Annotated in this window: 24 protein-coding genes and 1 pseudogene; 11 read left to right on the forward strand and 14 right to left on the reverse strand. The window is 45.8% G+C overall.

All coding sequences use genetic code 11. The features are described 5' to 3' along the window. Nucleotides 1-30: 30 nt before the first annotated feature. The 4 genes from VP472_RS02790 to VP472_RS02805 all read left to right on the forward strand — a co-directional run bounded on the left by VP472_RS02790 (nt 31) and on the right by VP472_RS02805 (nt 3,108). Nucleotides 31-639, forward strand: coding sequence for a class I SAM-dependent methyltransferase (locus VP472_RS02790; RefSeq protein WP_146276204.1), 609 nt, complete (start codon nt 31-33; stop codon nt 637-639). Then, a complete protein-coding gene (locus tag VP472_RS02795; RefSeq protein WP_100001247.1) occupies nt 611-1,297 on the forward strand; it encodes a response regulator transcription factor in 687 nt (228 codons plus the stop codon). The genes VP472_RS02790 and VP472_RS02795 overlap by 29 nt, the downstream gene beginning before the upstream one ends. Continuing rightward, nucleotides 1,294-2,355 carry a sensor histidine kinase gene (locus tag VP472_RS02800; protein ID WP_146276206.1) on the forward strand — a complete coding sequence of 354 codons (1,062 nt, stop codon included), beginning with the start codon at nt 1,294-1,296 and terminating at the stop codon, nt 2,353-2,355. Before VP472_RS02795 ends, VP472_RS02800 begins: the two co-directional genes overlap by 4 nt. A gap of 114 nt (nt 2,356-2,469) precedes the next feature. Beyond that, a complete protein-coding gene (locus VP472_RS02805; RefSeq protein ID WP_225979781.1) occupies nt 2,470-3,108 on the forward strand; it encodes a TVP38/TMEM64 family protein in 639 nt (212 codons plus the stop codon). A 92-nt stretch (nt 3,109-3,200) separates the two neighbouring features. Here the strand turns inward: VP472_RS02805 and VP472_RS02810 are convergent, their stop codons facing one another. Beyond that, nucleotides 3,201-4,391 carry an MFS transporter gene (locus tag VP472_RS02810; protein ID WP_146276209.1) on the reverse strand — a complete coding sequence of 397 codons (1,191 nt, stop codon included), beginning with the start codon at nt 4,389-4,391 and terminating at the stop codon, nt 3,201-3,203. A gap of 245 nt (nt 4,392-4,636) precedes the next feature. Between VP472_RS02810 and VP472_RS02815 the strand changes: the two genes are divergently transcribed. Then, the gene (locus tag VP472_RS02815) at nt 4,637-5,215 is read left to right on the forward strand and encodes a TetR/AcrR family transcriptional regulator (protein WP_102422381.1); all 579 of its coding nucleotides are present in this window, start codon (nt 4,637-4,639) and stop codon (nt 5,213-5,215) included. 71 nt (nt 5,216-5,286) lie between these two features. Here VP472_RS02815 and VP472_RS20055 read toward each other — a convergent pair. From VP472_RS20055 to VP472_RS02840, 6 genes and pseudogenes are all read right to left on the reverse strand, one after another. Beyond that, nucleotides 5,287-5,364: pseudogene (locus VP472_RS20055) on the reverse strand (hypothetical protein); the annotation flags it as partial. Between the two features lie 51 nt (nt 5,365-5,415). Further along, nucleotides 5,416-5,715, reverse strand: coding sequence for a spore coat protein (locus VP472_RS02820; protein WP_146276211.1), 300 nt, complete (start codon nt 5,713-5,715; stop codon nt 5,416-5,418). 14 nt (nt 5,716-5,729) lie between these two features. Next, nucleotides 5,730-5,927 (reverse strand): hypothetical protein, encoded by a 198-nt coding sequence (locus tag VP472_RS02825; RefSeq protein WP_003156073.1) that lies wholly within the window; start codon nt 5,925-5,927, stop codon nt 5,730-5,732. 18 nt (nt 5,928-5,945) lie between these two features. After that, nucleotides 5,946-7,082, reverse strand: a complete 1,137-nt coding sequence (locus VP472_RS02830; RefSeq protein ID WP_003156072.1) for a zinc-dependent alcohol dehydrogenase — start codon at nt 7,080-7,082, stop codon at nt 5,946-5,948. Nucleotides 7,083-7,100: 18 nt separating this feature from the next. After that, entirely contained in the window at nt 7,101-7,469 is a 369-nt protein-coding gene (locus VP472_RS02835) for a spore coat protein (RefSeq protein ID WP_070081429.1), read from the reverse strand. A gap of 17 nt (nt 7,470-7,486) precedes the next feature. Continuing rightward, nucleotides 7,487-7,732, reverse strand: a complete 246-nt coding sequence (locus VP472_RS02840) for a spore gernimation protein GerQ (RefSeq protein WP_101562767.1) — start codon at nt 7,730-7,732, stop codon at nt 7,487-7,489. A 515-nt stretch (nt 7,733-8,247) separates the two neighbouring features. Here VP472_RS02840 and VP472_RS02845 point away from each other — a divergent pair. The 3 genes from VP472_RS02845 to VP472_RS02855 all read left to right on the forward strand — a co-directional run bounded on the left by VP472_RS02845 (nt 8,248) and on the right by VP472_RS02855 (nt 12,288). Next, on the forward strand, nt 8,248-9,408 hold the full coding sequence (locus tag VP472_RS02845; protein WP_192897772.1) for a sensor histidine kinase: 1,161 nt from the start codon (nt 8,248-8,250) through the stop codon (nt 9,406-9,408). Next, a complete protein-coding gene (locus tag VP472_RS02850; protein ID WP_003156063.1) occupies nt 9,401-10,036 on the forward strand; it encodes a two-component system response regulator YdfI in 636 nt (211 codons plus the stop codon). Before VP472_RS02845 ends, VP472_RS02850 begins: the two co-directional genes overlap by 8 nt. 98 nt (nt 10,037-10,134) lie before the next feature. Beyond that, a complete protein-coding gene (locus VP472_RS02855; protein WP_146276215.1) occupies nt 10,135-12,288 on the forward strand; it encodes an MMPL family transporter in 2,154 nt (717 codons plus the stop codon). Between the two features lie 33 nt (nt 12,289-12,321). Here the strand turns inward: VP472_RS02855 and VP472_RS02860 are convergent, their stop codons facing one another. The 4 genes from VP472_RS02860 to VP472_RS02875 all read right to left on the reverse strand — a co-directional run bounded on the left by VP472_RS02860 (nt 12,322) and on the right by VP472_RS02875 (nt 16,590). Beyond that, complete coding sequence (locus VP472_RS02860; RefSeq protein ID WP_029326195.1) at nt 12,322-13,044, reverse strand: gamma-glutamyl-gamma-aminobutyrate hydrolase family protein; 723 nt, start codon at nt 13,042-13,044, stop codon at nt 12,322-12,324. A gap of 135 nt (nt 13,045-13,179) precedes the next feature. Next, entirely contained in the window at nt 13,180-14,808 is a 1,629-nt protein-coding gene (abc-f, locus tag VP472_RS02865) for a ribosomal protection-like ABC-F family protein (protein ID WP_146276217.1), read from the reverse strand. 278 nt (nt 14,809-15,086) lie between these two features. After that, on the reverse strand, nt 15,087-15,614 hold the full coding sequence (locus VP472_RS02870; protein WP_101563142.1) for a GNAT family N-acetyltransferase: 528 nt from the start codon (nt 15,612-15,614) through the stop codon (nt 15,087-15,089). 118 nt (nt 15,615-15,732) lie between these two features. Beyond that, on the reverse strand, nt 15,733-16,590 hold the full coding sequence (locus VP472_RS02875; RefSeq protein ID WP_003156057.1) for a YitT family protein: 858 nt from the start codon (nt 16,588-16,590) through the stop codon (nt 15,733-15,735). Between the two features lie 282 nt (nt 16,591-16,872). On the opposite strand from VP472_RS02875, the gene VP472_RS02880 reads away from it, so the two are divergent. Beyond that, on the forward strand, nt 16,873-18,006 hold the full coding sequence (locus tag VP472_RS02880) for a glycerol dehydrogenase (protein WP_077721869.1): 1,134 nt from the start codon (nt 16,873-16,875) through the stop codon (nt 18,004-18,006). 146 nt (nt 18,007-18,152) lie between these two features. Beyond that, nucleotides 18,153-19,364: a Bcr/CflA family efflux MFS transporter gene (locus VP472_RS02885; protein ID WP_017419177.1), complete on the forward strand. Its 1,212-nt coding sequence runs from the start codon at nt 18,153-18,155 to the stop codon at nt 19,362-19,364. Nucleotides 19,365-19,392: 28 nt separating this feature from the next. Here VP472_RS02885 and fabF read toward each other — a convergent pair whose 3' ends face one another. After that, nucleotides 19,393-20,628 carry a beta-ketoacyl-ACP synthase II gene (fabF, locus tag VP472_RS02890; protein WP_003156054.1) on the reverse strand — a complete coding sequence of 412 codons (1,236 nt, stop codon included), beginning with the start codon at nt 20,626-20,628 and terminating at the stop codon, nt 19,393-19,395. Nucleotides 20,629-20,736: 108 nt separating this feature from the next. Between fabF and VP472_RS02895 the strand changes: the two genes are divergently transcribed. Beyond that, complete coding sequence (locus tag VP472_RS02895; RefSeq protein ID WP_014417044.1) at nt 20,737-21,576, forward strand: helix-turn-helix transcriptional regulator; 840 nt, start codon at nt 20,737-20,739, stop codon at nt 21,574-21,576. Nucleotides 21,577-21,616: 40 nt separating this feature from the next. On the opposite strand, the gene VP472_RS02900 is transcribed toward VP472_RS02895, so the two are convergent. Beyond that, entirely contained in the window at nt 21,617-22,360 is a 744-nt protein-coding gene (locus tag VP472_RS02900) for a sulfite exporter TauE/SafE family protein (RefSeq protein WP_146276219.1), read from the reverse strand. Between the two features lie 158 nt (nt 22,361-22,518). Further along, nucleotides 22,519-22,977: a GNAT family N-acetyltransferase gene (locus VP472_RS02905; RefSeq protein ID WP_146276221.1), complete on the reverse strand. Its 459-nt coding sequence runs from the start codon at nt 22,975-22,977 to the stop codon at nt 22,519-22,521. Nucleotides 22,978-22,990 lie beyond the last annotated feature (13 nt).

Below are 22,990 nucleotides of genomic sequence, written 5' to 3' on the forward strand. Positions count from 1 at the left end.
ATAAATTCAAAACAAATGGAGAGATTAAAGATGAAACGTCTGTTATTTTTATTTCAATATATTATGAATCCCAGATCTGTCGGCGCCGTTCTGCCCAGCTCGCGTTTTCTTGCTGAGAAGATAATGGGAAAAATTGATTTTCATAAAGCTGAATACATTGTTGAATACGGGCCGGGTACGGGAGTATTTACAAAAAAGCTGCTTGAAAAACGGCAGCCCGAAACAATAATCTTATTGATAGAACAAAATGAAGAATTTTATGCTTTACTGAAAGAAAAATATAAAGAGGAACAGAACCTGTTCATTGTGCACGGATCGGCCGAACATATTGAGAGGCATATAAAAGAGCATGGAATCCCTTATGCCGACTATGTCGTCTCCGGACTTCCTTTTGCAAGTCTGCCAAAAAACGTTTCTGCTGATATTTTGACGGATACAGCTAAAATCTTAAGAAATCATGGAGAATTTATTACATTCCAATATACTCAATATAAAAAGGCATTGATTGAGCAATTCTTTCCCAAAACAGAAGTAAGGAGAGAATTCAGGAATATTCCCCCGGCTTATGTTTTCAGCTGTTCATTGCCGCAAAAAACGAGGGAGGATTCATATGGGGACAAGCATTCTTATCGTGGATGATGACAAAGATATCCGAAACCTGATCTCTGTCTATTTAGAAAATGAAGGAATAAGCACGCATAAGGCGGAAGATGCTGCTGAAGCATTGAAATTATTGGAGCAAAAGGAGTTTGACCTGATTATTTTGGATATTATGATGCCCAATATGGATGGGATTGAGGCATGCATGAAGATCAGGCAAGAACGCAATCTGCCCATCATCATGCTTTCCGCCAAATCGGAAGATATGGATAAAATTCAAGGGCTGGCCTCCGGCGCAGATGATTATTTAACGAAACCGTTTAACCCATTGGAATTGATCGCCAGAGTGAAATCACAACTGAGAAGGTATAAAAAATACAATACAGATACGATCAGCACGGCGAACATTATTGAAATCGGCGATTTGACCGTTAATACGGATACAAGGCAGGTGTGGGTGCGGGGAGAAGAAGTCAGGCTCACTCCGAAAGAGTTTGATATTCTGGAGCTTCTTTCGAGAAACAAAGGAATTGTCATGAGTGTTGAAAAAATATATGAGGCGGTATGGAAGGAAGACTTTTTTAAGTCGGACAATACCGTAATGGTTCATATCACAAAGATCAGAGACAAGATAGAAGAGGATTCTAAACATCCGATTTATATCAAAACGGTATGGGGAACGGGATATAAAATATGAGGAAGTTTGGAAATAAGCTGATTGTCAGGCTTCTGATCGCGATCGCTATCAGTTTTTTTGTTTCTTTAGGGATGATGTCTCTCATTATTTTCTCTTTTTATAAAATAACCGGCCTGACCAACGTCAGCGTGCGCAGCAGTTATGTCACGATACTGATTGAGTACTTTGCGGCGTTGCTTACTTTCATCGCGGTTTTCTTGTTATTGGTGCGGAAAAAAATATCATATTTGAAACGCATTACGGAGAGTGTTCACCATATTGCCAATGGGAAATTGGGTTTGACCATCAGGATTGAAAGCAGGGATGAATTGACACAGCTTGCACAACATATCAATTATATGTCCGAAGAATTAGAGAGTAAATTTGAACATGAAAGAGAATTAGAACGAGCGAAAAGTGAGCTGATCTCAAATGTATCGCACGATTTAAGAACCCCGTTAACATCGATTATCGGATATTTGGATCTGCTTAAAAAAGAACAATACAATAGTAAAGCACAATTTCAGGAGTACCTTGAAACGATTTATTCCAAATCGCAAAGGCTGAAATATTTAATTGATGAACTGTTTGAATATACGCATTTATCGAGTCCGGATGTTATTTTGAACCGCAGCAAAACAGACTTGTCAGCCTTATTGGAACAAATCACCGGAGAGTACATTCCCATGTTTGAAAAGGAACAATTAACTGTCCGAAAATCAATTACGGAAGAACATGTACCTGTATGTATTGATATAGAAAAGATGGTTCGCGTTTACGATAATCTTTTTATGAATGCGTTAAAGTACAGTATCAAACCATCTGAATTCTTCATAAACCTTGAGCTGAAAGATGAAAAAGCAATTTTGCAAGTGTCAAACAAGGCCGAAATCCCTGCTGACGATATAAACCAATTGTTTGAACGGTTTTTCAGAGGGGATAAGGCCAGAACGGGTCATCAGGGTACCGGGCTCGGACTTGCCATTTCAAAAAGAATTGTTGAGCTTCACAGCGGCCGTATTCATGCGGATTACAGCGGCGGCTGGCTTCGTTTTACTGTTGAACACCCGATTGACTAGAGCTTGCGGGACAAACGTTCCGTAAGCTTTTTTAGAATAACTTAAGAATCCTTAAGAATTTTACCGGCTGTTTCTTCATTTTCTTTGCTTATGATGTGGTAGGAAGCGAGGAGAGTGGAGAAATTGAAAAATAAAATGATTTTATTATGTATATGGTTTTTAGGCGTTTATTGTTTAAAGGAACTGGACTTGCTGTCATTTGATATGAATGATGTAACGGACTTTATATCAGGGCATGCGGAATACGCGATGCTGCTGTTTTTGGTTTTGTGGGTCGTCAGGCTTTTCTTTTTTATTCCCGGCATGACGCTGATGTTTTTGGGCGGAATATGCTTTGATCCGATGGTCAGCATTTTATTATCAATGGCCGGCCTGTTTATAAGCGAAACATTGGTTTATCTTTTTTCAAGGAAATTCGCCAGCGAAAAAACGACTCAATTACTGGAAGATAAATACCCTGACTTGAAAGAGTTATTGGAGGCGTACAATTATAAGTTTTTGGCAGTGGGGATGCTTTGTCCGGCAGCTCCTACTGATGTGATTTGTTTTTTATCCGCTGCAGTCGGGTTAAAGTATTCTGCCTACATGTTAACTGTATTGATTTCAAATATTCCTATCATCGTATTGTCCAGCTTTGTCGTTATCAATTTCAGTGAGTCAATTACAGGTATTGTGTTAGTGATCGTTTCGTTTCTATTGATTACGATCTTAACGGTGAGAATATGGAACCGCATGAAGCAAAATTTTTCATGAATCCGGATGTTTTGTTCGGATGGATGTAAAGAAGAATACACCCCAAAAAAAGCTGTCAGCTTGGTCCTGACGGCTTATTTTTGGGGAAAGAGTTATTTCTCCGTGGTGAAATAAAGCAATGCTATGACCGGAAAAGCGATTCCAATCCATAATGTGATACTCCACCCGCCTGAGGCGTATGCCCATCCTCCGATTGATGATCCTATAGCACCGCCCAGAAAGAAGATTGCCATAAATAATCCGTTTAATCGGCTGCGAAATTCAGGTGCCAACGAAAAAATGGCACGCTGACTGAGTACGAGATTGGCAGATACCCCCATATCCAACAGGATAGCTGCGGCCACCAGAACTGCTATTCCGACGGGGGAGCTGCTCTGAATCATGAGCGGGAGTAATAAAGAAACGATGACAACACCGAGAGCGATTCCGGTGGCAAGCCGGGTCAAGCCGCGATCAGCCAGACGGCCGCCTATCGGTGCAGCCGCTGCACCCGCAATGCCCGCTAATGCATACAGCGCGATTGCCTTTTGAGAAAAATGAAAAGCAGGACCGGACAATAATAAAGGTACAGTCGTCCAGAATAAGCTGAAAGCTCCAAATACAAACGCATGATAAATGGCACGGCGGCGTAAGACCGGAGTCGTGCGCAGCAGCTTCCACATTGAACCGAGTAAGACGGTGTAGCTTGTGTTTGCTGTTGGTTTTCTGGCAGGAAGCACTTTTGATAAGACGATTGCCAGGACAACACTTAACGCGGCGGATAAAGCAAATATGGCATTCCACCCCCATATATCAGCGACCAGACTGGATATCGGACGGGAAAGCATAATACCGAGAAGCAGGCCGCTCATCACATTGCCGACAACCCGGCCTCGTGCGGCATCTGGTGCAAGGTATGATGCGAACGGAACTAGCACTTGGGCTGCGATGGATCCCAGTCCGATGAAAAACGCAGCGGCTAAAAACAGTGTTCCATGCTTCACACATGCTGTCAGAGTTAGAGCGGCTGCGCTTAGTAGGAGCGATACCACGACAAGTTTTCTGTTTTCGACAATGTCTCCCAAAGGGACAAGAAACAGTAAGCCGGCAACGTATCCGATTTGGGTCAGCGTGACAATCAGTCCGGCACTGCTTGGAGAAAGCCCGATTGCCGCACTGATGAATCCTGCCAAGGGCTGTGCATAATAAAGATTAGCGACAATGATACCGCATGCCGTTGCGAGAAGAAGGGTTAAACCAGTTGAGATTCTCTGATCTGCTTTTTGTTTGTTTAATGTAGCCATGTGAATGAACTCCTTTTTAATGATTTTATGAGGTTTGATAAATATTTTGCTGATTCATCTCCTCTCCATAGATTTTTAGTGCTAAGGTTTTGCGGAGTGTTGAGTATTTCCTAAACTGTACGTTTAGTTTTTATAAGTAAATAATATACTGAACGTTCAGTTTTGTAAATAGGCTTCTGTTTTATTTTTTTATCATGTTAAGTATACTGAACGTATCGTTTATAATTCGGGAAGGAATGATTCATGTGCAGAGTAAACGAGGACGGCCGCGTGATGAAGGAACACATAAGGCGATTCTTTCTGCTGCCTATGACCTATTGTTGGAAAATGGCTTTGACGCGGTGACAGTCGATAAAATTGCAGAGCGTGCCAAAGTGAGTAAGGCAACGATTTATAAATGGTGGTCAAACAAGGCTGCCGTTATCATGGACAGCTTTCTTTCGACCGCTACGGACAGACTGCCTGTGCCCGATACAGGATCAACAGTGCAAGATATATTGATCCACGCCGCGAATTTAGCAAAGTTTTTGACAAGCCGGGAAGGAACCGTTATTAAGGAATTAATCGGTGCGGGACAGCTGGATGCAAAATTGGCGGAAGAATATCGCACGCGATTTTTCCAGCCCCGCCGCCTCCAAGCGAAAGGCCTTCTGGAAAAGGGAATTCAGAAAGGTGAATTAAGAGAGAATCTTGATATTGAAGTAAGCATCGATCTCATTTACGGACCGATTTTCTATCGCCTGTTGATCACAGGTGATGAGGTGAATGATTCCTATGTGCATGATCTTGTGATGAGTGCGTTTAAGGGAGTTCAAGCTACGTGAATAATCGCTCGAATGGGGCAGATAATGAAAAGGCAGAACAAATTGTTCTGCCTTCTCTGCTCTATTTGCGAACGCCCGGCAGCTGCCACGCACGCATTCACCGCTGCAAGCTCCAATAACAGCCCGAAGAAAGGCTGGAGAAGCTGCAGAGCTGTTTCGTTGAAGCTTGAGCCAGAGGTGCTGTCTCAGCAGCAAAACATTTATAGGACGGGCAGGCGGAGCGCCGTATCAATATTTTGTAAATTAAACCGGACTTGTTCATCTGTGTTCCACGGATGATACCAGCCTTTTTCCATCATATAGCGTGAGATTTGCTCGTGCATGTCGATGGCTTCTTCTAAGTGACGGGTGAGGATCGCTTTCACTTCAGGCGTTCCGGCTTCCGTCGCCGCCATCGCATAGTTTCTGACTCCGCTTTTTGCCGAATTCAATAAATCCATAGCGACAATTTGGTCTGTCAGTGCATCCATCCTCGTCAAGTATTCCATAATCGGATTCATTCGTTATTCATCTCCTATTCGTGCTTTGCATCAGATAAAATCGAGGCAAATTCCTGCAATTGCCTTGTTGATGTATCCGCATCCTGCTGCATGATTTCTTTCAGCTGCGGATCGGATACGAGCGCTTTCATGGTTTTGGATTTCGTCAGACAAAGTGACTTAAAAGAAGCCATCTCCTGAATTTCGAGTAATTCATGTAAGGCGCTGGCCATTTCTGTAGCCTCCGTTCTCTAAGGTTTGAGTACAACTTTAATACAATCATCTGTTTTCGTGTCAAACATCTCATAGCCGTGCTTCGCTTCACTGAGCGGAATGACATGGCTTACAACATCGCCAGGATCAATTTTGCCGGTTGACACCAGTTCAAACATATACGGCATATAATGGATAACCGGAGCTTGTCCTGATCGGATATTGACGTTCCGCTGCATGATATCGCCAAGGGGAAACCCGTTGTATCTGCCGCCGTACACACCCGTAATCTGAATCGTTCCGCCTTTTCGCACCGCTTGGGACGCGATGACCAATGCGCTCATGGCCCCGCCTTGAAGTTTTAATCCGCTGGCGAGGAACTCCAGATCTGTCATTTTTCCGTCCATGCCGACGGCGTCAATAACCACATCAGCGCCGCCTTTGGTGATTTCCTTCAGGTAGCTGCCCGTATTTTCGTGGTCTTCGAAGTTCACGATTTCCACTTTATTCGTCCGTTTCGCATGCTGGAGACGGTAGTTGACATAGTCTACGGCTATGACGCGTTTCGCTCCCTTTAACCAGCAGAATTTTTGAGCGAAAAGGCCCACGGGCCCGCAGCCGAGAACGATGACCGTATCGCCTGCTTTTACGCCGGCATTGTCAACGCTCCAAAAACCGGTTGTCATCGCATCGGCAATAACACTCAATTTCTCATCCGGTTCTTCGCATGTTTCGGGGACTTTAAAATGGGTGAAGTTCGCAAAAGGGACGCGCAAATATTCGGCCTGGCCGCCCGGATAGCCGCCGGTACTCCCTGAATAGCCGAAATAAGCGCCCATATCGCCGTTTTCATTTGATTGATCACATTGGCTTTCCAGGTGATTTTTACAATAAGTGCATTCTCCGCAGGCGATATTAAAAGGAATAATGACGCGGTCGCCTTTTTTGACTTTCGTCACGCCGGGACCGGTTTCTTCCACAATGCCCATCGGTTCATGCCCGATAATATAGTCTTCCTGCAAGTTCGGAATGAGTCCGTGGATTAAATGTAAATCTGATCCGCAAATTGCCGTACTTGTGACTTTTATAATCATGTCATCGTGTTTTTCAATCTTCGGATCAGGCACGTCTTTGACTACGACGTTTTTCACTCCTTGATACGTTACGGCCTTCATGCTGTAATACCTCCAGTGTTAGTGTTCATCAGGTGTGCGGTCAAACATCCCTTTTCTGTTCGTTTCAACGGGAAACAGGTTCATGTTTCCGACCATGAGGGTATTTTTCGCAGAGAGCTGATCCAGTTTATACTGTTCGCTCAGATCATGCGGATGAAACCACTTTTTGCTGACCATCAAGTCTGTAATTTCCTGATGCATCGCGATTCCCTGCATGAGCTGTTTGCGCAGCAAAGCTCTTACATCAGGTGAAGCGGTTTCTGTTAAAGCGACGGCGGTATTTCTGACGCCTTCTTTTGCCCGTAAAAGAAAATCCATTGCGAATGTCATATCTGCGAGTTCAGGGACGTGTAATGAATTGATTGGATCTAAATAGTCATGATTCAATGATGCTTACCTTCCTTTCAATTGATGATCGAAGTCGGCCGGTTTTGAGGAACAGGAGCCTGAAAAGATGCACGTTCATAAACCGCCTGTAAATCAGCCAGGTCTTGAGAGGCTTGCTGAACATCTTTCTCCATTAACGTTTTCAGGTCCTGATTAAACACAAGTCCTTGCATGAGCTTGGATTTCGCTACACAAAGCGTCTTGAAGTTAATCATTTCATGTAAGTCAAGCGACTCGTGAGCCGCTAATTCACGCTTTTCCATAATCGTCTTTTAAACCTCCTCTTCTCAATTACATAATTAATTTCCCCTGAGAAAAGAGCTCTAGTCTTACAAATTTTGTTTATAAGAAAAAAGAGAGAAGAAATCTGACGGTACATCAAAAAAGAGGAAGCATAATCCCGAAGATGATAAGTCCGGCAAACACGATGCTTTTGAAAGCGGAAAAACAACCTGCGCTGATGACAAATATCCCAGTGATCAAACAGAACGCTGATCGGGGCAACGAACCTGGTTCCCTTCCGCGAGATCATCCGGCTGGCGCTTAACAGGCCGATCAATGAGCCGAACGCAAGCCCATATATAACCAATCCCGCAGGCTGTTTTTTCTTTCACCCGTCATGCAGGACAGAAGGGGAAGGTGAGAAGAAGGCACTTATGGTATGATGACAAATAGAATAAAACATCGTGAGGCCGGTCGGCTAAAAGGAAGTGGACAGAGATTGCTTGGTACAAAACATCAAGAAGACTATGTCTCCCGTGACAGACGCTCATTGCATATGCTTGCGCTTCGGGTGCCCGGTCTGGCGTTTATTTTTATGGTATATGCCGCATCAGTCTCTTTGCAGTACATTTATGAAAGCTGGACGGTTTTATTGCTGCTGTTATTCACGATATTGATCGTCATTTTTGCCGTGCTGCACTGGCATTCCTATCGCTGGGTCAAGAAAAAAACGTTTCTTTATTTCATCATACAGGGATTTATTATATATACATCGGCTAACTTGATGACCGGCGGCTATATCGCGGCGGTCATCGGTCTCTATGCCTTTTTAATCGGGCAGATTATCGGAATGGCGGATAAGGGCAAAACGCTGCTCATACTCTATCTTTTCATTTTAATGTCCATAGCAGCCCTGCACCAGGAGCATCCGCATCATCTGCTTCGTTTCATCGTTATCGCCGCTCCCATCATGATCGTGATTATCACATATGCGGCAACATTTTTCGCGCAAGTTGATGAAAAAATCAAAACACAGATGACGCTTGAAAAATTAGAGCTCGCTCACCGGCAAGTGAAACAGCTGACGCTTCAAAACGAAAGGCAGCGGATGGCGAGAGACTTGCACGATACACTTGCACAAGGGCTGGTCAGCTTGCATATGCAGCTTGAAGCGGTGCATGTTCATCTTTCAAAGGGTAACACTGACAGAGCGAAAGACATCATCAGCCAGTCAATGGACAGAGTGAAGGGCACATTGGCTGATGCGCGCTCGGCCATTGACAACCTTCGCAGCAAATCAGAAGAGATCGGGTTCTTAAAAGAAAGCATCACTGAACAAATCAACCATTTTACAGAAGCCTCCGGGCTGTCTTGTTTTTTAGATTACAGCGTGCATCATGTGCTTGACGTTCATACGGCGGAGAATTGCCATTACATGATCGGCGAAGGCCTGACAAACGCCGCCAAGCATGCAGAAGCCAAGAATGTCTGGGTGTCCGTTCAGGAAGAAGAGGGACAGATCCGCATAACCGTCAAAGATGACGGGAGAGGCTTTGATGCCGGAACAGAAATGAGAAAAAGCGGACATTACGGGCTGCTTGGGATACAAGAACGCGTCAATATGATGAACGGCACTTTCCGTATAACAAGCGCCAGATCAGCGGGAACTCAAATTGAGATCATCATACCAATTCAAGGAGAAGCGGAACATGTATAAAGTGTTAATAGCAGATGACCATCTTGTCGTCAGAGAAGGTCTGAAGCTTTTGATAGAAACAAATGACCATTACACCATAACGGGAGAGGCGGAAAACGGGAAAACCGCCGTCCGCCTTGCAGCGGAACTAAAGCCCGATGTCATTCTCATGGACCTGTACATGCCGGAAATGAGCGGGCTGGAAGCCATTAAACAGATAAAAGAGCATTCTGATGTGCCGATCATTATTTTGACGACCTATAATGAAGATCATCTGATGATAGAAGGCATCGAATCAGGCGCGAACGGTTATCTGCTGAAGGACACAAGCTCAGAAACCTTATTTCATACGATGGATGCGGCGGTGAGGGGAGAAGTGCTTCTGCAGCCGGACATCTTGCGGCGTTTCCGGGAAATGAAAATGGAACGGGCAAATGCCAATGAAACACAGCTGACGGACAAGGAAATCATAGTTCTGCAAGCCGTTGCGAAAGGACATAAAAGCAAAGCGATCGCCTTCGATTTAGGAATCTCAGAGCGGACGGTAAAAGCGAGATTAACATCGATTTATAACAAATTAGGCGCTGATTCGCGGACGGAAGCCGTCACCATTGCCATGCAAAAAGGCATTCTGAAACTGAATATATAATGAAAAACTGCCCAAACGTACATGCCCCTATGTACGTTTTTTTTATGTGAATGTGAACTACAATTAGGCAGAAAGTAATGATTGGAGAGGAGTATTCGATGTCTGGTTTTTTATATAAATTAGGGGGATGGTCTGCCCGCAACCGATTCAAAATGATCATTGCGTGGCTCGTGATATTGATCGCTTCGATTGTGATCGCCATCTCGTTAAAACCTGCTTTTTCTGAGGATATGTCAATTCCCGACACACCTTCTGAAAAGGCGATGGATATCATTCAAAAAGAATTTTCAAAGGGGCCCGATAAAGGAAGCATACGGGTTATTTTCGGAGCTGAAGACGGGAAGAAATTGACGTCAAAACCGGAAAAACAAGCGATTGAAGAGACATTAAAGAAGATCAAAACAGATCATTCAGTCGCTTCGATTGCAAGTCCTTTTGAGACAGGAACCATTTCTAAAGACGGATCAGTGGCATATGCCGATATTACGTACAAAAAAGCGGCGGATGACATTACGGATGCGTCTGTTTCACATATTAAACACAGTCTGTCCGCCGCCGGAGACAAGGGCCTGCAGACGGAGCTCAGCGGCGATGTGCCGGGGGCCGGTGTTGAAGTCGGCGGTGTCTCTGAAATTGTCGGCGTTGTGCTGGCCTTCGTCGTTCTGGCCATTACGTTTGGTTCATTAGTCATAGCGGGGCTGCCGATTGTCACAGCCCTGATTGGGTTAGGCGTAAGCGTCGCGCTGACGTTAATCGGAACACAGGTCTTTACAATAGCCTCGGTCAGTCTCTCATTATCCGGAATGATCGGCCTGGCCGTCGGGATTGATTATGCGCTGTTTATCTTTACGAAGCATCGTCAGTTTTTGGGCGAAGGTGTACAAAAAAATGAATCGATCGCTAAGGCTGCGGGAACGGCTGGCAGCGCCGTCGTTTTTGCGGGACTGACCGTGGTCGTCGCGCTTTGCGGATTGACCGTTGTCGGCATTCCGTTCATGTCTGCCATGGGATTGACTGCGGCGCTCAGTGTGCTGATGGCTGTATTGGCATCAGTAACGCTGGTGCCTGCGGTGTTATCAATCGCAGGAAAACGGATGATTCCGAAATCAAACAAGAAGAAAGAAAAGAAAAGCGCCGACACGAATGCCTGGGGGCGCTTCGTTACAAAGAAGCCTATTCTGTTAAGCATTTTCAGTATTATTCTTTTAGCCGTCATCAGTCTGCCGGCCATGCATTTAGAGCTGGGGCTGCCTAATGCGGGAATGAAAGCGAAAGACAGCCCGGATCGCCGCGCCTATGATCTGTTGTCTAAAGGATTCGGCGAAGGCTTTAACGGCAAGCTGACAATTGTTGCCGATGCAAAAGGAGTCAAGGGGAATAAAAGTGAAGCATTTCAAGAAGCCGTGAAAGAAATAAAGGACTTGCACAATGTGGCGAGCGTCACACCTGCCATGCCGAATCAAAAAGGGGATTATGCCATCATTACGGCAGTGCCTGAAACCGGGCCGAATGATAAGGCAACGAAAGAGTTAGTGCAGGATATACGGAAACGATCAGACAAAAACGGCATCCGCCTGCTCGTCACCGGGTCAACAGCGGTGAATATTGATATTTCAGACCGGTTAAATGATGCGATTCCGGAATTCGCCATTCTCATTGTCGGGTTTGCGTTTGTATTGCTGACCGTTGTTTTCCGCTCGCTTCTCGTGCCGCTTGCCGCCGTCGTCGGCTTTTTGCTGACGATGACCGCTACACTCGGATTATCGGTATTCGTTCTGCAGGATGGGAATTTCACCGGCTTGCTCAGCATTCCGGAAAAAGGTCCGATTCTCGCCTTCCTGCCTATTTTAGCCATCGGTATTCTTTTCGGGCTGGCGATGGACTATCAAGTATTCCTTGTCAGCAGAATGAGAGAAGAATATGTCAAAACAAAAAATCCGGTACAAGCCATCCATGCCGGATTGAAACATAGCGGACCTGTCGTAACAGCGGCGGGACTGATCATGATTTTCGTCTTTGCGGGATTCATCTTCGCGGGGGACTCTACGATCAAATCCATGGGATTGGCAATGACCTTCGGTGTTCTTTTCGATGCGTTCATTGTAAGAATGACCATCATTCCGAGTGTCATGAAGCTGATGGGACATGCGGCCTGGTACTTGCCGAAGTGGCTGGATAAAATCATTCCGAACGTGGATATCGAAGGCCATAAGCTGACACAAGGCAAAACACCGGAGAAACCGGAAGAATAAAATGAAAAAGCAGATCGTTATGATCTGCTTTTTTTATGTGCTGACCGCATTCATGAACAGAGAAAAAAGCTTTTTCATGTCTTCGTGCTTTTTTGTCAGCATTTCGGGATGCCATTGCACGCCGACGACAAATAATTCACCCGTCCGTTCAATCGCTTCAATGGCCCCGTCTTTCGCATAAGCCGCGGCTTTAAACGAAGGCGCCGTCTCTTTTATGATCTGGTGATGGAATGAATTCACCCGCGCTGAATCGCCAAACAAGGAATGGAGACGTGTCCCTTTTTCAAAAGAAACATGATGGGTTTTTAACGGCGGATCTTTTTCTTGATCGTGCTTAATGTCAGCAAACGAAGCGTGTGTCAGGTCTTGATATAAAGTTCCCCCGTAAGTGACGTTTAACATATGCATCCCCCGGCAGATGGCCAGAATCGGCTTTTCTAAAGCAACTGCCGTGAGAATCAGCTCCTTCTCGTAGGCATCCCGATCAGGAAAGGTCTTTCTTAAAGCCTGTAAAGGTTCTTCGCCGTAAAACAGCGGGTCTATATCCTGGCCGCCGGAGAGAATGATGCCGTCAACATGAGAGACCTGTTCCTTTAAAAGCGCCGTCTCTTGAATCACCGGCAATATAAACGGCACACCGCCGGCTTCAGAAACAGACTGAATATAATCATTATTGACATATGCCCGATTATAACCCGGGAAAGGGCCGGATTGATCAGCCATAATGTTTCCCGTAATTCCGATGCGTTTGGCCATCCTGCGTTCACCTGAACCTTTCTTTCTGAACCTTCTCGTATAAATCTGAACGTAGGTTGTACAAATCAGTGTGAAATTATTCTTCATGATACGTGAACTTTCCAAAAAAACCCGTGACAATCAGGGGTTTTACATTCATTTCAATTTCTTGATTTCTTCCGTCAGCTCTTTGAATTTTTGATCAAGCTCACGATATTGTTTATCAGCCGGAGTCATGAAGCTGAGTTTTCCGAGGACTTCCTGCCGTTCGGTTTCAAGCTTTAATCGCAGTTCTTCAGCATCATCCCTGACGGAGGGAGATTCTTTCCATTGTTTTCGGACGCTGCCGTTTGAGATATCAAGCCGGATGTCCGTCGTCTTTTCGACAAAGTAGCGATCATGCGATACGATGATGAGCGTTCCGTCGTATCGGGCCAAAGTGTCTTCAAGCTGCTCGCGTGACGGCAGATCAAGGTGGTTTGTCGGCTCATCCAGAATCAGCACATCTTTCTCCTCCAGAATAAACGCCATCAGCTTGCATTTGACCCGCTCTCCCATGCTCATCTTGCCGATGGGTTCCGTCCATTGCGCTGCGGTAAATCCTAAATGCTTCATGAGGGATTGCACATTGCCCCTAGCTTCGAACGTTTCTTTGTAAAAAAGCTGTTCGGGGGTTTTATCAAGCGGAAGGTCGAATACTTCCTGGGTTAAATATCCGACGTTTGCAGACGGAGAAATCCATATGCCGCCCTGCGCTTTTTCCTGCCCGAGGATGACCTTCAATAATGTTGTTTTCCCGCTGCCGTTCGGGCCTGTAATCGCGATCTTTTCACCGTGCATCACAGTGAAATTTACGTTTTTAAAAAGCGTTCGGCCGTCATATGACTTTGTGACATCACTTACTTCTAAAAAACGCTTTCCCGCTTTTTTGCGGTGCTCAATGGAAAAACGGACTTCATACTCCGCTTCAACCGGTTCTGCTTTCGCTTTTTCAAGCTCTTTTTCAAGACGCTTCTGCTTTGATTTAATCTGGGCGTCCGTGCGTTTTGCTTTTACGCGGTGGTATTCTTTAAAGCCTTCTATTTTCGTTGATTGGGTGTGGGCTTTTTTCGACCAGGCGCTCAGCTCGTTCATTTGAGCTTCAATCCGTCTGATCATATTTTGCTGATTCTCATATTCCCGCTGCTGGGTCAGCCTTCTCTGTTTGCGGACCTCCATATAGCTTGAATAATTCCCTTTATGCTCAATGAGTTTCTTTCCTTCGATGGCCCAGATTTTTGTCGCCGCTGCATCTATAAAAGCACGATCATGCGAAACAAAAATAATGGTGCCTTTGTAATTCTTGATCTGATTCAGCAGTATTTCTAAACTGTGCTGATCGAGGTGGTTCGTCGGCTCATCTAATAACAAAAGTCCGCTTGAGGAGGAGAAACCTTTGGCAAGACGGGCTTTCAATTTTTCTCCGCCGCTTAATTGCGAAAAGGCGCGTGCGGGCACGTTCCACTTTTCTAACAAGGCTGCCTCCGCAGGCTCCGTGTGGCCGGAATTATAAGCTTCCGTTTCTTGTTCCACCATATATATGTTCACATCTTGCATCATCTGGATCTGTCCTTGTGACGGCGCTTTTTGATTGCAGATCAATTGCAGCAATAAAGATTTGCCGGCGCCGTTTTTACCGATAACGCCGATGATGTCGCCTTGCTGAACACTCGCGCTGATCTGTTCAAAAAGGGGAACACTGTTGATTTCGTAACTGATGCCGCTTAACTTTAACATTTCTTTCATATGTCAATCCCTCGCTTTAAAGGGAGGACAAAAAAATCCTCCCAATTGATTTGGAAGGATTAGCCGTACCTGTGCATGATCAAATAAGCTATTTTTACATAGCTTTCTCGTATCGTATAGAAAATGGGCAGACTAATCCTATTTTTTCTGATTTGAAATATTTGATTTCAAACGGTCAAAATAAGATTAGTTAATCATTGTCCACCCATCATCCCTTCGTATTTGTTACGAACAGTGTAGCACACACTTATCTGTAAAAGCAAAGGGTATAATCCTTTTTATTCCAGATTGGAGGCTTCCCACTCTTCTTCTAAAACGGCATAATAATATTCATCCCACCATTCATTATCATGGGGGATGCATTTTTTAAAAAAGCCTTCCCGCCTCATCCCGATCTTTTCCATCACCCGGTGCGAAGCCATGTTTTCCGGCTGACATGTCGCAATGATCCGGTGTAATTTCATCTTGTTAAACCCGAATGCCAGCACGGCGCGCGCCGCCTCTGAAGCATATCCTTTGCCCTGGTATTCCGGGTGAAACACCCAGCCGATTTCATACGTATGATCGCCAAAATACTGAAAAAAAACAATGTGGCCAATGACCGTTTTCTCATCCTTCAATAAAACGGGAAACTTCCCGGCATGTTCACCGCTGTTTTCAGTAACGAATTTCCTGGCATCTTCTTCGGTAAAGACACCCTCTGGTATATATTTCATGACACTCGGATTTGAGGTGTACGCATAGACATCCTGCCAATCTTCCGGTTCAAATGTCCGAATTACGAGCCTTTCAGTTTTGATATTCATTTTTTTATGTTCCTCCATCAAAAAAGGTTTCATTTACTACTTCGATTGAAAGATATAAAAAACCTTTGAGCGGGGAAGAGCCGAATAAAAAAAGCCTGCAGCTATACACTGCAGGCGGTTATTTTTCATTTGCGGCGGCGGGCAGGTTTGTAAACCCGAATTGCCCTCCGACAGCTTCTTTTACTTCATGAATAACGATAAATGATTTCGGATCAATTTTTTGAACATGTTTTTTGATTTTCAGCAATTCGTTCTTTTTAATGACAACATAGATAATGCGCTTGTCTTTGCTGCCGTAATACCCGTATCCGTAAAAAATCGTCGCCGCGTTGCCGTACTCGGAGGTGATGGCTTTGGCGATTTCTTCGTATTGGTCAGACATAATGGTGAGGGCTTTTTTATTATGGAAACCCTCAATGACAATATCGACGATTTTGGCGCACAGATAAACGAATATAAACGTATACAGCATATGATTGATTCCGATCGCTAAAACGGATGCGAAAATGATGACACAATCCATATAAAACATGCTTTTGGAGATGTTAAAGCCCTTTGTGTAATTCAATAAATACGCCAAAAGCGTGGTCCCGCCGGTAGATCCGTCAGCGATAAAGATCAATGCCAGCCCCGCTCCCATCAGCAGAGCGCCGAATACGATCCCGAGCACCATGTCGTGCACGCCGAATGGAATAAAGCTGACGATGCTGAGAAAAACAGAAGTCATTCCCGTACCGAGTATCGTGTATAAAATCGTTTTTTTCGTTAAAAATTTATAAGCCAACCCGATAAAAATCAGATTTACAACCAGAGTCGTAATACTTGCAGGTATATGGAAAAGATAATATAAAACGAGAGCGATTCCCACGGTGCTGCCGTCCCCTAAATGATTCGGGATGACGAAAAATTCCACGGACGCCGCGATAAGAAAGGCTCCGGCCATAATCATCAGTATATCCTTGCAAATGTTCTTCATATGCAAACCTCCTCCGCAGTCAAAAATATATAAAAAACAAAAACGCCTCAAAAATTATCCAGCAGAACTAAATAATTTTTAAGACGAATCATTCACAATCTCGTTTGTTCATTCAGTAAAGAATGATCAGCTTCAATATCGAAGATTATATAGACACCTTCACATCTTGTCAATGCCGTGAAAATTGATTTTTCTGCAGTGTATATGAGGTTTGAATCAAACCAAAACGAGGAATGATATCAGAAGAGTTTTCATTTCTGCTCTATCAATAAGAGAAATGTAATGAGAGACAACGAAGAAGGGATGATGACATTGGAACGGATTTTTATCAGTCCGGCCAAATACGTGCAGGGAAAAAACGCCATTGAAACAATCGGCGGACATCTGGAGGGTGTTGGTGAAAAAGCCGTCGTCATCGCGGACAAAACCGTATGGGATATCGCGGGCCATAAAGTGACGGCTGAATTAAAGAAAAGCAATATTTCTTCTGAAGAGGCGGTTTTCAACGGCGAAGCCTCCCAGGAAGAAATGAAAAGAATTGCCGGCATCGCAGAAAAAGCAGGGGCGACTATTGTCATCGGAGTCGGCGGCGGTAAAACGCTTGATACGGCCAAAGCCGTATCAGATGAAATAAACGGCTACACCGTTATCGTGCCGACGGCCGCTTCAACGGATGCTCCGACAAGCGGGCTGTCTGTCGTGTATTCTGAACAAGGCGCGTTCGAAAACTATCGTTTTTATCATAAGAATCCTGACTTGGTTCTGGTCGATACGAAAATCGTCGCGGAAGCTCCGCCGCGCTTTTTAGCATCAGGGATTGCCGATGCGATGGCGACGTGGATAGAGGCGCGCAGTGTCATCGCCAATGGCGGTAAAACGATGGCAGGCGGAATTCCGACAATCGCCGGAGAGGCTATCGCGGAAAAATGTGAAGCGGTATTATTCAAATACGGCCGTCTCGCTTATGAGTCTGTGAAAGCGAAAGCCGTTACGCCCGCATTGGAAGCGGTGGTTGAAGCCAATACACTTCTGAGCGGACTGGGATTTGAAAGCGGCGGCTTAGCTGCGGCACATGCCATTCATAATGGATTTACCGCGCTTGAAGGTGAAATCCATCACTTGACCCACGGTGAAAAAGTGGCATTCGGCACGCTCGTTCAATTGGCGCTGGAAAAACGTTCGCTTGAGGAAATTGAGCGGTATATCGCGTTTTATATCAGCTTAGGGCTGCCTATCACACTTGAAGACATCAAATTGAAAGACGCATCTAAAGAGGACATTATGAAAGTGGCAGAAGCCGCGACGATTGAAGAAGAAACGATTCATGCCGCTTTTGACGTGACGGCTGACGACGTGGCGGATGCCATTATAGCGGCTGATCAATACGCAAAAGCATTTAAAGAAAAACACGCGTAAAACCTTTTACCGCGTGACCCGGAACCAAGGGCTGTTACAGCCCTTGGTTTTTTTTATGCCCTTTGAAAACTTTTAAAAATAAAGAAAAAATTATGATACAATATACAAATGTTTTGAGAGATTGACAAAGGAAAGGTGGGAACGATATGCTGCATAATCCGACCGGTAAGGAGCGGCTTGCGCTGGCTTTTCTACTCGGAATGCTTGCGATACTGGGGCCGCTCAATATAGATATGTATCTGCCGAGCTTCCCTGAAATCGCCGAAGATTTAAGCGCCCGCGCTTCGCTTGTCCAGCTCAGTTTAACCGCTTGTCTGATCGGACTGACAATCGGACAGGTTGTTGTCGGCCCGTTAAGTGACGCGAAGGGAAGAAGAAAACCGTTATTGCTATGTATTTTTTTATTTGCTTTGTTTTCTCTGTTTTGCGCGCTTGCACCGAACATTGCAACACTGGTGATTGCCCGTTTTCTTCAAGGATTCACCGCTTCGGCGGGACTCGTTTTATCCCGTGCAATCGTCAGAGATGTGTTTACGGGAAGAGAACTTTCTAAATTTTTCTCGCTGCTGATGGTCATTACCGCCGTCGCGCCGATGGTGGCGCCGATGACGGGAGGTGCGATTTTATTGCTTCCGTTTGCATCATGGCATACGATTTTTCTGTTTTTAACCTTTATCGGGTTTTTGCTTGTTCTCATCATTGCGCTCAAGCTGACAGAAACCCTGCCGCCGGAAAAGCGGATTCCGAGCTCCATCGGAAATTCCGTGCGGACAATGGGAAGCCTGCTGAAGGATCGGTCATTTATCGGCTATGCGCTGACGGTCGGTTTTATTCACGGCGGGAGCTTTGCGTATGTCTCCGGAACGCCTTTCGTGTATCAGGATATTTACGGAGTATCGCCTCAGGTATTCAGTGTTTTATTCGGCATAAACGGTCTGGCGATCATTACCGGAAGCTTTATCATCGGCCGTTTCGGCGGGATCATTCACGAAAAAAGCCTGCTGAGAATCGGCGTGATTACAGCGATGACGGCGACTGCCGTTCTGCTCGTCATGACGATCATTCACGGGCCGCTTGCGGCACTGGTGATTTCCATTTTTATTTATATGATTACGATCGGCATGACGCTGACAAGCACCTTTACATTGGCGATGGAAAAGCAGGGACACCGCGCGGGAAGCGCAAGCGCACTGCTCGGCATGCTTCCGCTTCTTCTCGGTTCCATCGTGTCGCCGCTTGTGGGGATGAATGAAGCGACGGCCGTGCCGATGGGGGCAATTATGTTCACGACATCCGTTATCGGTTCCATCGCTTTTTTCGCCTTAACAACAAAACCGGAGAAAGCAAAAAAGGAGTGAAATGATTCACTCCTTTTTTTGATGCCCGCTATTCATATTTCTTCAGCACGATCGCCGAATTATGTCCGCCAAAGCCGAATGAGTTGGAAAGGCCGATCGTTAACGATTGATGGCGGGGCCCGTCTGACACATAGTCCAAATCACATGCCGAATCAGGGTGCTGCAGATTGATCGTCGGCGGGATGATGCCGTGTCTCAGGCTTTCTGTCAGAGCGATGGCTTCAACGCCGCCTGCCGCGCCAAGCATGTGGCCGAGCATTGATTTGTTGGCCGTAACCGGAATGTCATACGCAAGCTCCCCGAATAATGTTTTGATTGCCAATGTTTCAGAAAGATCTCCGGCTTTTGTGCTTGTCGCGTGGGCGCTTACGACATCAATGTCTTTCGCTGAAACGTTCGCCTTTTTCAAAGCGTTTTTCATCGCCAGGTATGCGCCCGTCCCTTCCGGATGGGAGGCCACCATATGATACGCGTCAGAGCTTGCGCCGTAGCCGAGCACCTCACAGAGGATCGGGGCGTTTCTGCCGATTGCGCTATCCAATGATTCCAATACTAAGATGCCCGCGCCTTCACTCATGACAAACCCATCGCGATCAGCGTCAAACGGCCGGCTTGCCGCGGCGGGGTCTTCGTTTCTCGCTGACAGCGCGTGGGCATTGCCGAAGCTGGCTAATGACAAATTCGTAATCGCCGCTTCCGCTCCCCCGGCAAACATAATATCTGCGTCATCATTCCGAATGGCGTTGAATGCTTCCCCGATCGACGTATTGCCGATGGAACACGCGGTGACGGGAGAAAGTGAGGGGCCGAGCGCGCCTAATCTGATGCTGATTTGAGCGGCGGCCGCGTTTGAGATCATCATGGGGACAAGGCTCGGGCTCACTTTTCGCGCTCCCCGTTCATTTAAAGTATGAACGTTATCAATCAAAGTCGTGATGCCGCCGATTCCCGAGCCGACGTACACGCCGAGGCGTTCACGGTCAATCTGATCGAGCTGAATCCCGGAGCTTTCAAGCGCCTGTTCCGCTGCCGCTAAAGCAAACTGGCTGAAACGGTCAAGCCGTCTCGCTTCTTTTCTGCCCCATCTTTCTTCTGCGTCAAAATCACGGACGGTGCCGGCTATTTTTGTCTTGGAGCCGGAGACATCAAACGAATCGATGAGAGAGATTCCCGATGTTCCTTCCGTCAGGTGTTTCCAAAATGTATGCACATCATTGCCGAGAGGTGAAATCACTCCCATTCCGGTGATCACAACTCTTTTCATGGTCATTCCTCCTTCGGTATGTATTTATTGTAACTCGCAATTATCCTATTACAAGTTGTTGATTATCCTAGTATAATGAATACCAGGGTAAGAGAGGAGAGATTCGGTATGATACCAGAAGGAAGATTGCAGGCGCTCTCAGAGTTTTTAAAAACGCAGCGGGCCAAAATTTCTCCGCAGATGGCCGGGCTGCCGATGGGCACACGGAGAAGAACGCCCGGACTCCGAAGAGAAGAGGTCGCGCAATTAGCCGGCGTAAGCACCACGTGGTATACGTGGCTGGAGCAGGGCAGAGACATTAAAGTGTCCGCAGCCGTGTTGGACGCGGTTTCCGATGCACTGCAGCTCAATAAAGATGAGAGAAATTATTTATACGCGCTTGCCATTGAGGAGGGCGTGAAGCAGCCGTTTACCGCGGAGGAAGAAGCGGTTATCAGCCCGTCGCTTTCAAAAATCCTGCAGGAGCTCCGTTATTGCCCCACCATTATCTCGGACAGGCGGTGTCATATCGTAGGATGGAATCAGGCCGCGGCTCACGTGTTTTTAGATTTTGAACAAATTCCTCCTGAAAAACGGAATCTCATAGAGCTATTGTTTTCCAGAAAAGAATTAAGAAGTTTAGCCGTGAACTGGGAGCACTTTGTGAAAGGATTCATCGCCATTTTCAGAACGTATTACGGCCAGTATGTAGCTGATACGTGGTATTCTCAGTTTATAGAAGAAATGGAGAAAACGTATTCGGAATTTCATACGCTGTGGAATGAGAGCGAAGTCAGCTCGGCACCCGAAGTATTAATTGAGTTCCGCCACGCGAAGGCGGGAAAAATGGTCTTTAACCTGACTTCATTTCAGGTTCAGGGCAACAGTGATCTGCGTTGCAGTGTGTATACGCCGGTAGATCATACCGAAACGGAAGCAAAGCTGAAAAAGCTCTTCGAAAACAGGTGAAGAACAGAAAAAACGGGAGGCGGCCGCCTCCCGTTTCAGTTTAAAATAAAAGCATCAAACCGGCGATGGCCGGTGTTAAAAAGATGGCTGATTTCAGAATGACTTTCGGCACGTGGTTGGTGAATTTCGCTCCGACATATGCGCCGCACATCGTGCCGATCAGCACTTTGACCAACAGTATATAATCGACAAATCCTTCCGTCACATAACCGAGTCCTCCGCCGACCGCAAGCGGGATAATGACAAGCATGGTGGTGCCGACCGACTGGCGGATGGATAAGCGCAAAAGAATCATTAAGCCGATTTGGATAAAAGGAGCAGAGCCGATACCGAACGTTCCGGACAAGATTCCTGCGATGATACCGAGTACAACGGCTTTCACCCATATGTTCAGGTTGCTTTGCCGTCCGGAATCTTCTTGTGTTTCTTTTACAATAAATAACCGGACTAAAATAAGCAGAGCAGATAAAAACAGCATGCCGGCCGTCAAGTAATGCAGCAAATCTGCGGGGATAAGGGAAGTAAGCCTTGCCCCGAAAAACGAACCGAATGCCGCAAAAACGCCGACGATGAGGCCGATCTTCATCTGAATATTGCCTTCACGGTAGTGGCTGAAAGCCCCCGATAAACTTGTGAAAGCCATTCCGGCGAGGGAGGTGCCCAAAGCCGTATGAATCGGTACGTGAAACAGTATAGTTAAAAGTGCAATGACAAAACCGGCTCCCCCCGCGCCGATAAACCCGAGAATAATCCCGAGAAGAAACATAACGAGTATAATAAGCACAATCTTCTCCTCCATTTAGATGCCTGATCACCATGTTCAGATCCGCTTTATCAGGTTTTTGACAATCGACCGTAGTCCGTCGACCGTCGTTCATTATCTTTATGTTACCTCAAATTTGAGGGATTGGCAAGAAGCCGAATCGCTTTTATACAGAGGGTTTACAGCTCTTTCACCATCACTTTTTCCCCGTTTGAGTCCAGCTCTCCATTGAATAAGAAGCCGAATTTTTGATAAAGCCGCAATGCGTGCACGTTATCTTCAAACAGACTTAAATAAATCCGTCTGCACTCATATATTCGAACGAGATGGCGGATAAGGGCATCAAGCAACAGCCTGCCCAATCCCCGTCCCTGATAATGTTCATCAATAAAAAAACGGTCAAGCCACACTCTGCCGTTTTCATTTTCCTCATCATATTCCGGAAACCATCCGTACATGGCAAAGCCGACCAATTCCCCGTTAACATAAAGACCGGCCGGCTGATAATGCCGGCAATCCTCAGCATCTTGTAAGCACTCTTCCGCGGTTTCAATAAATGAAGTCTGGCTTTCCCTTACATGAAGCGCCAGTATATCGGCACGGTTCTCTTCCGTGACTGCTCTGATTTCAATCGTCATACTTGATACTCCT

The sequence above is a fragment of the Bacillus sp. MT(2024) genome (assembly GCF_036362845.1).
Taxonomy (GTDB): domain Bacteria; phylum Bacillota; class Bacilli; order Bacillales; family Bacillaceae; genus Bacillus; species Bacillus velezensis.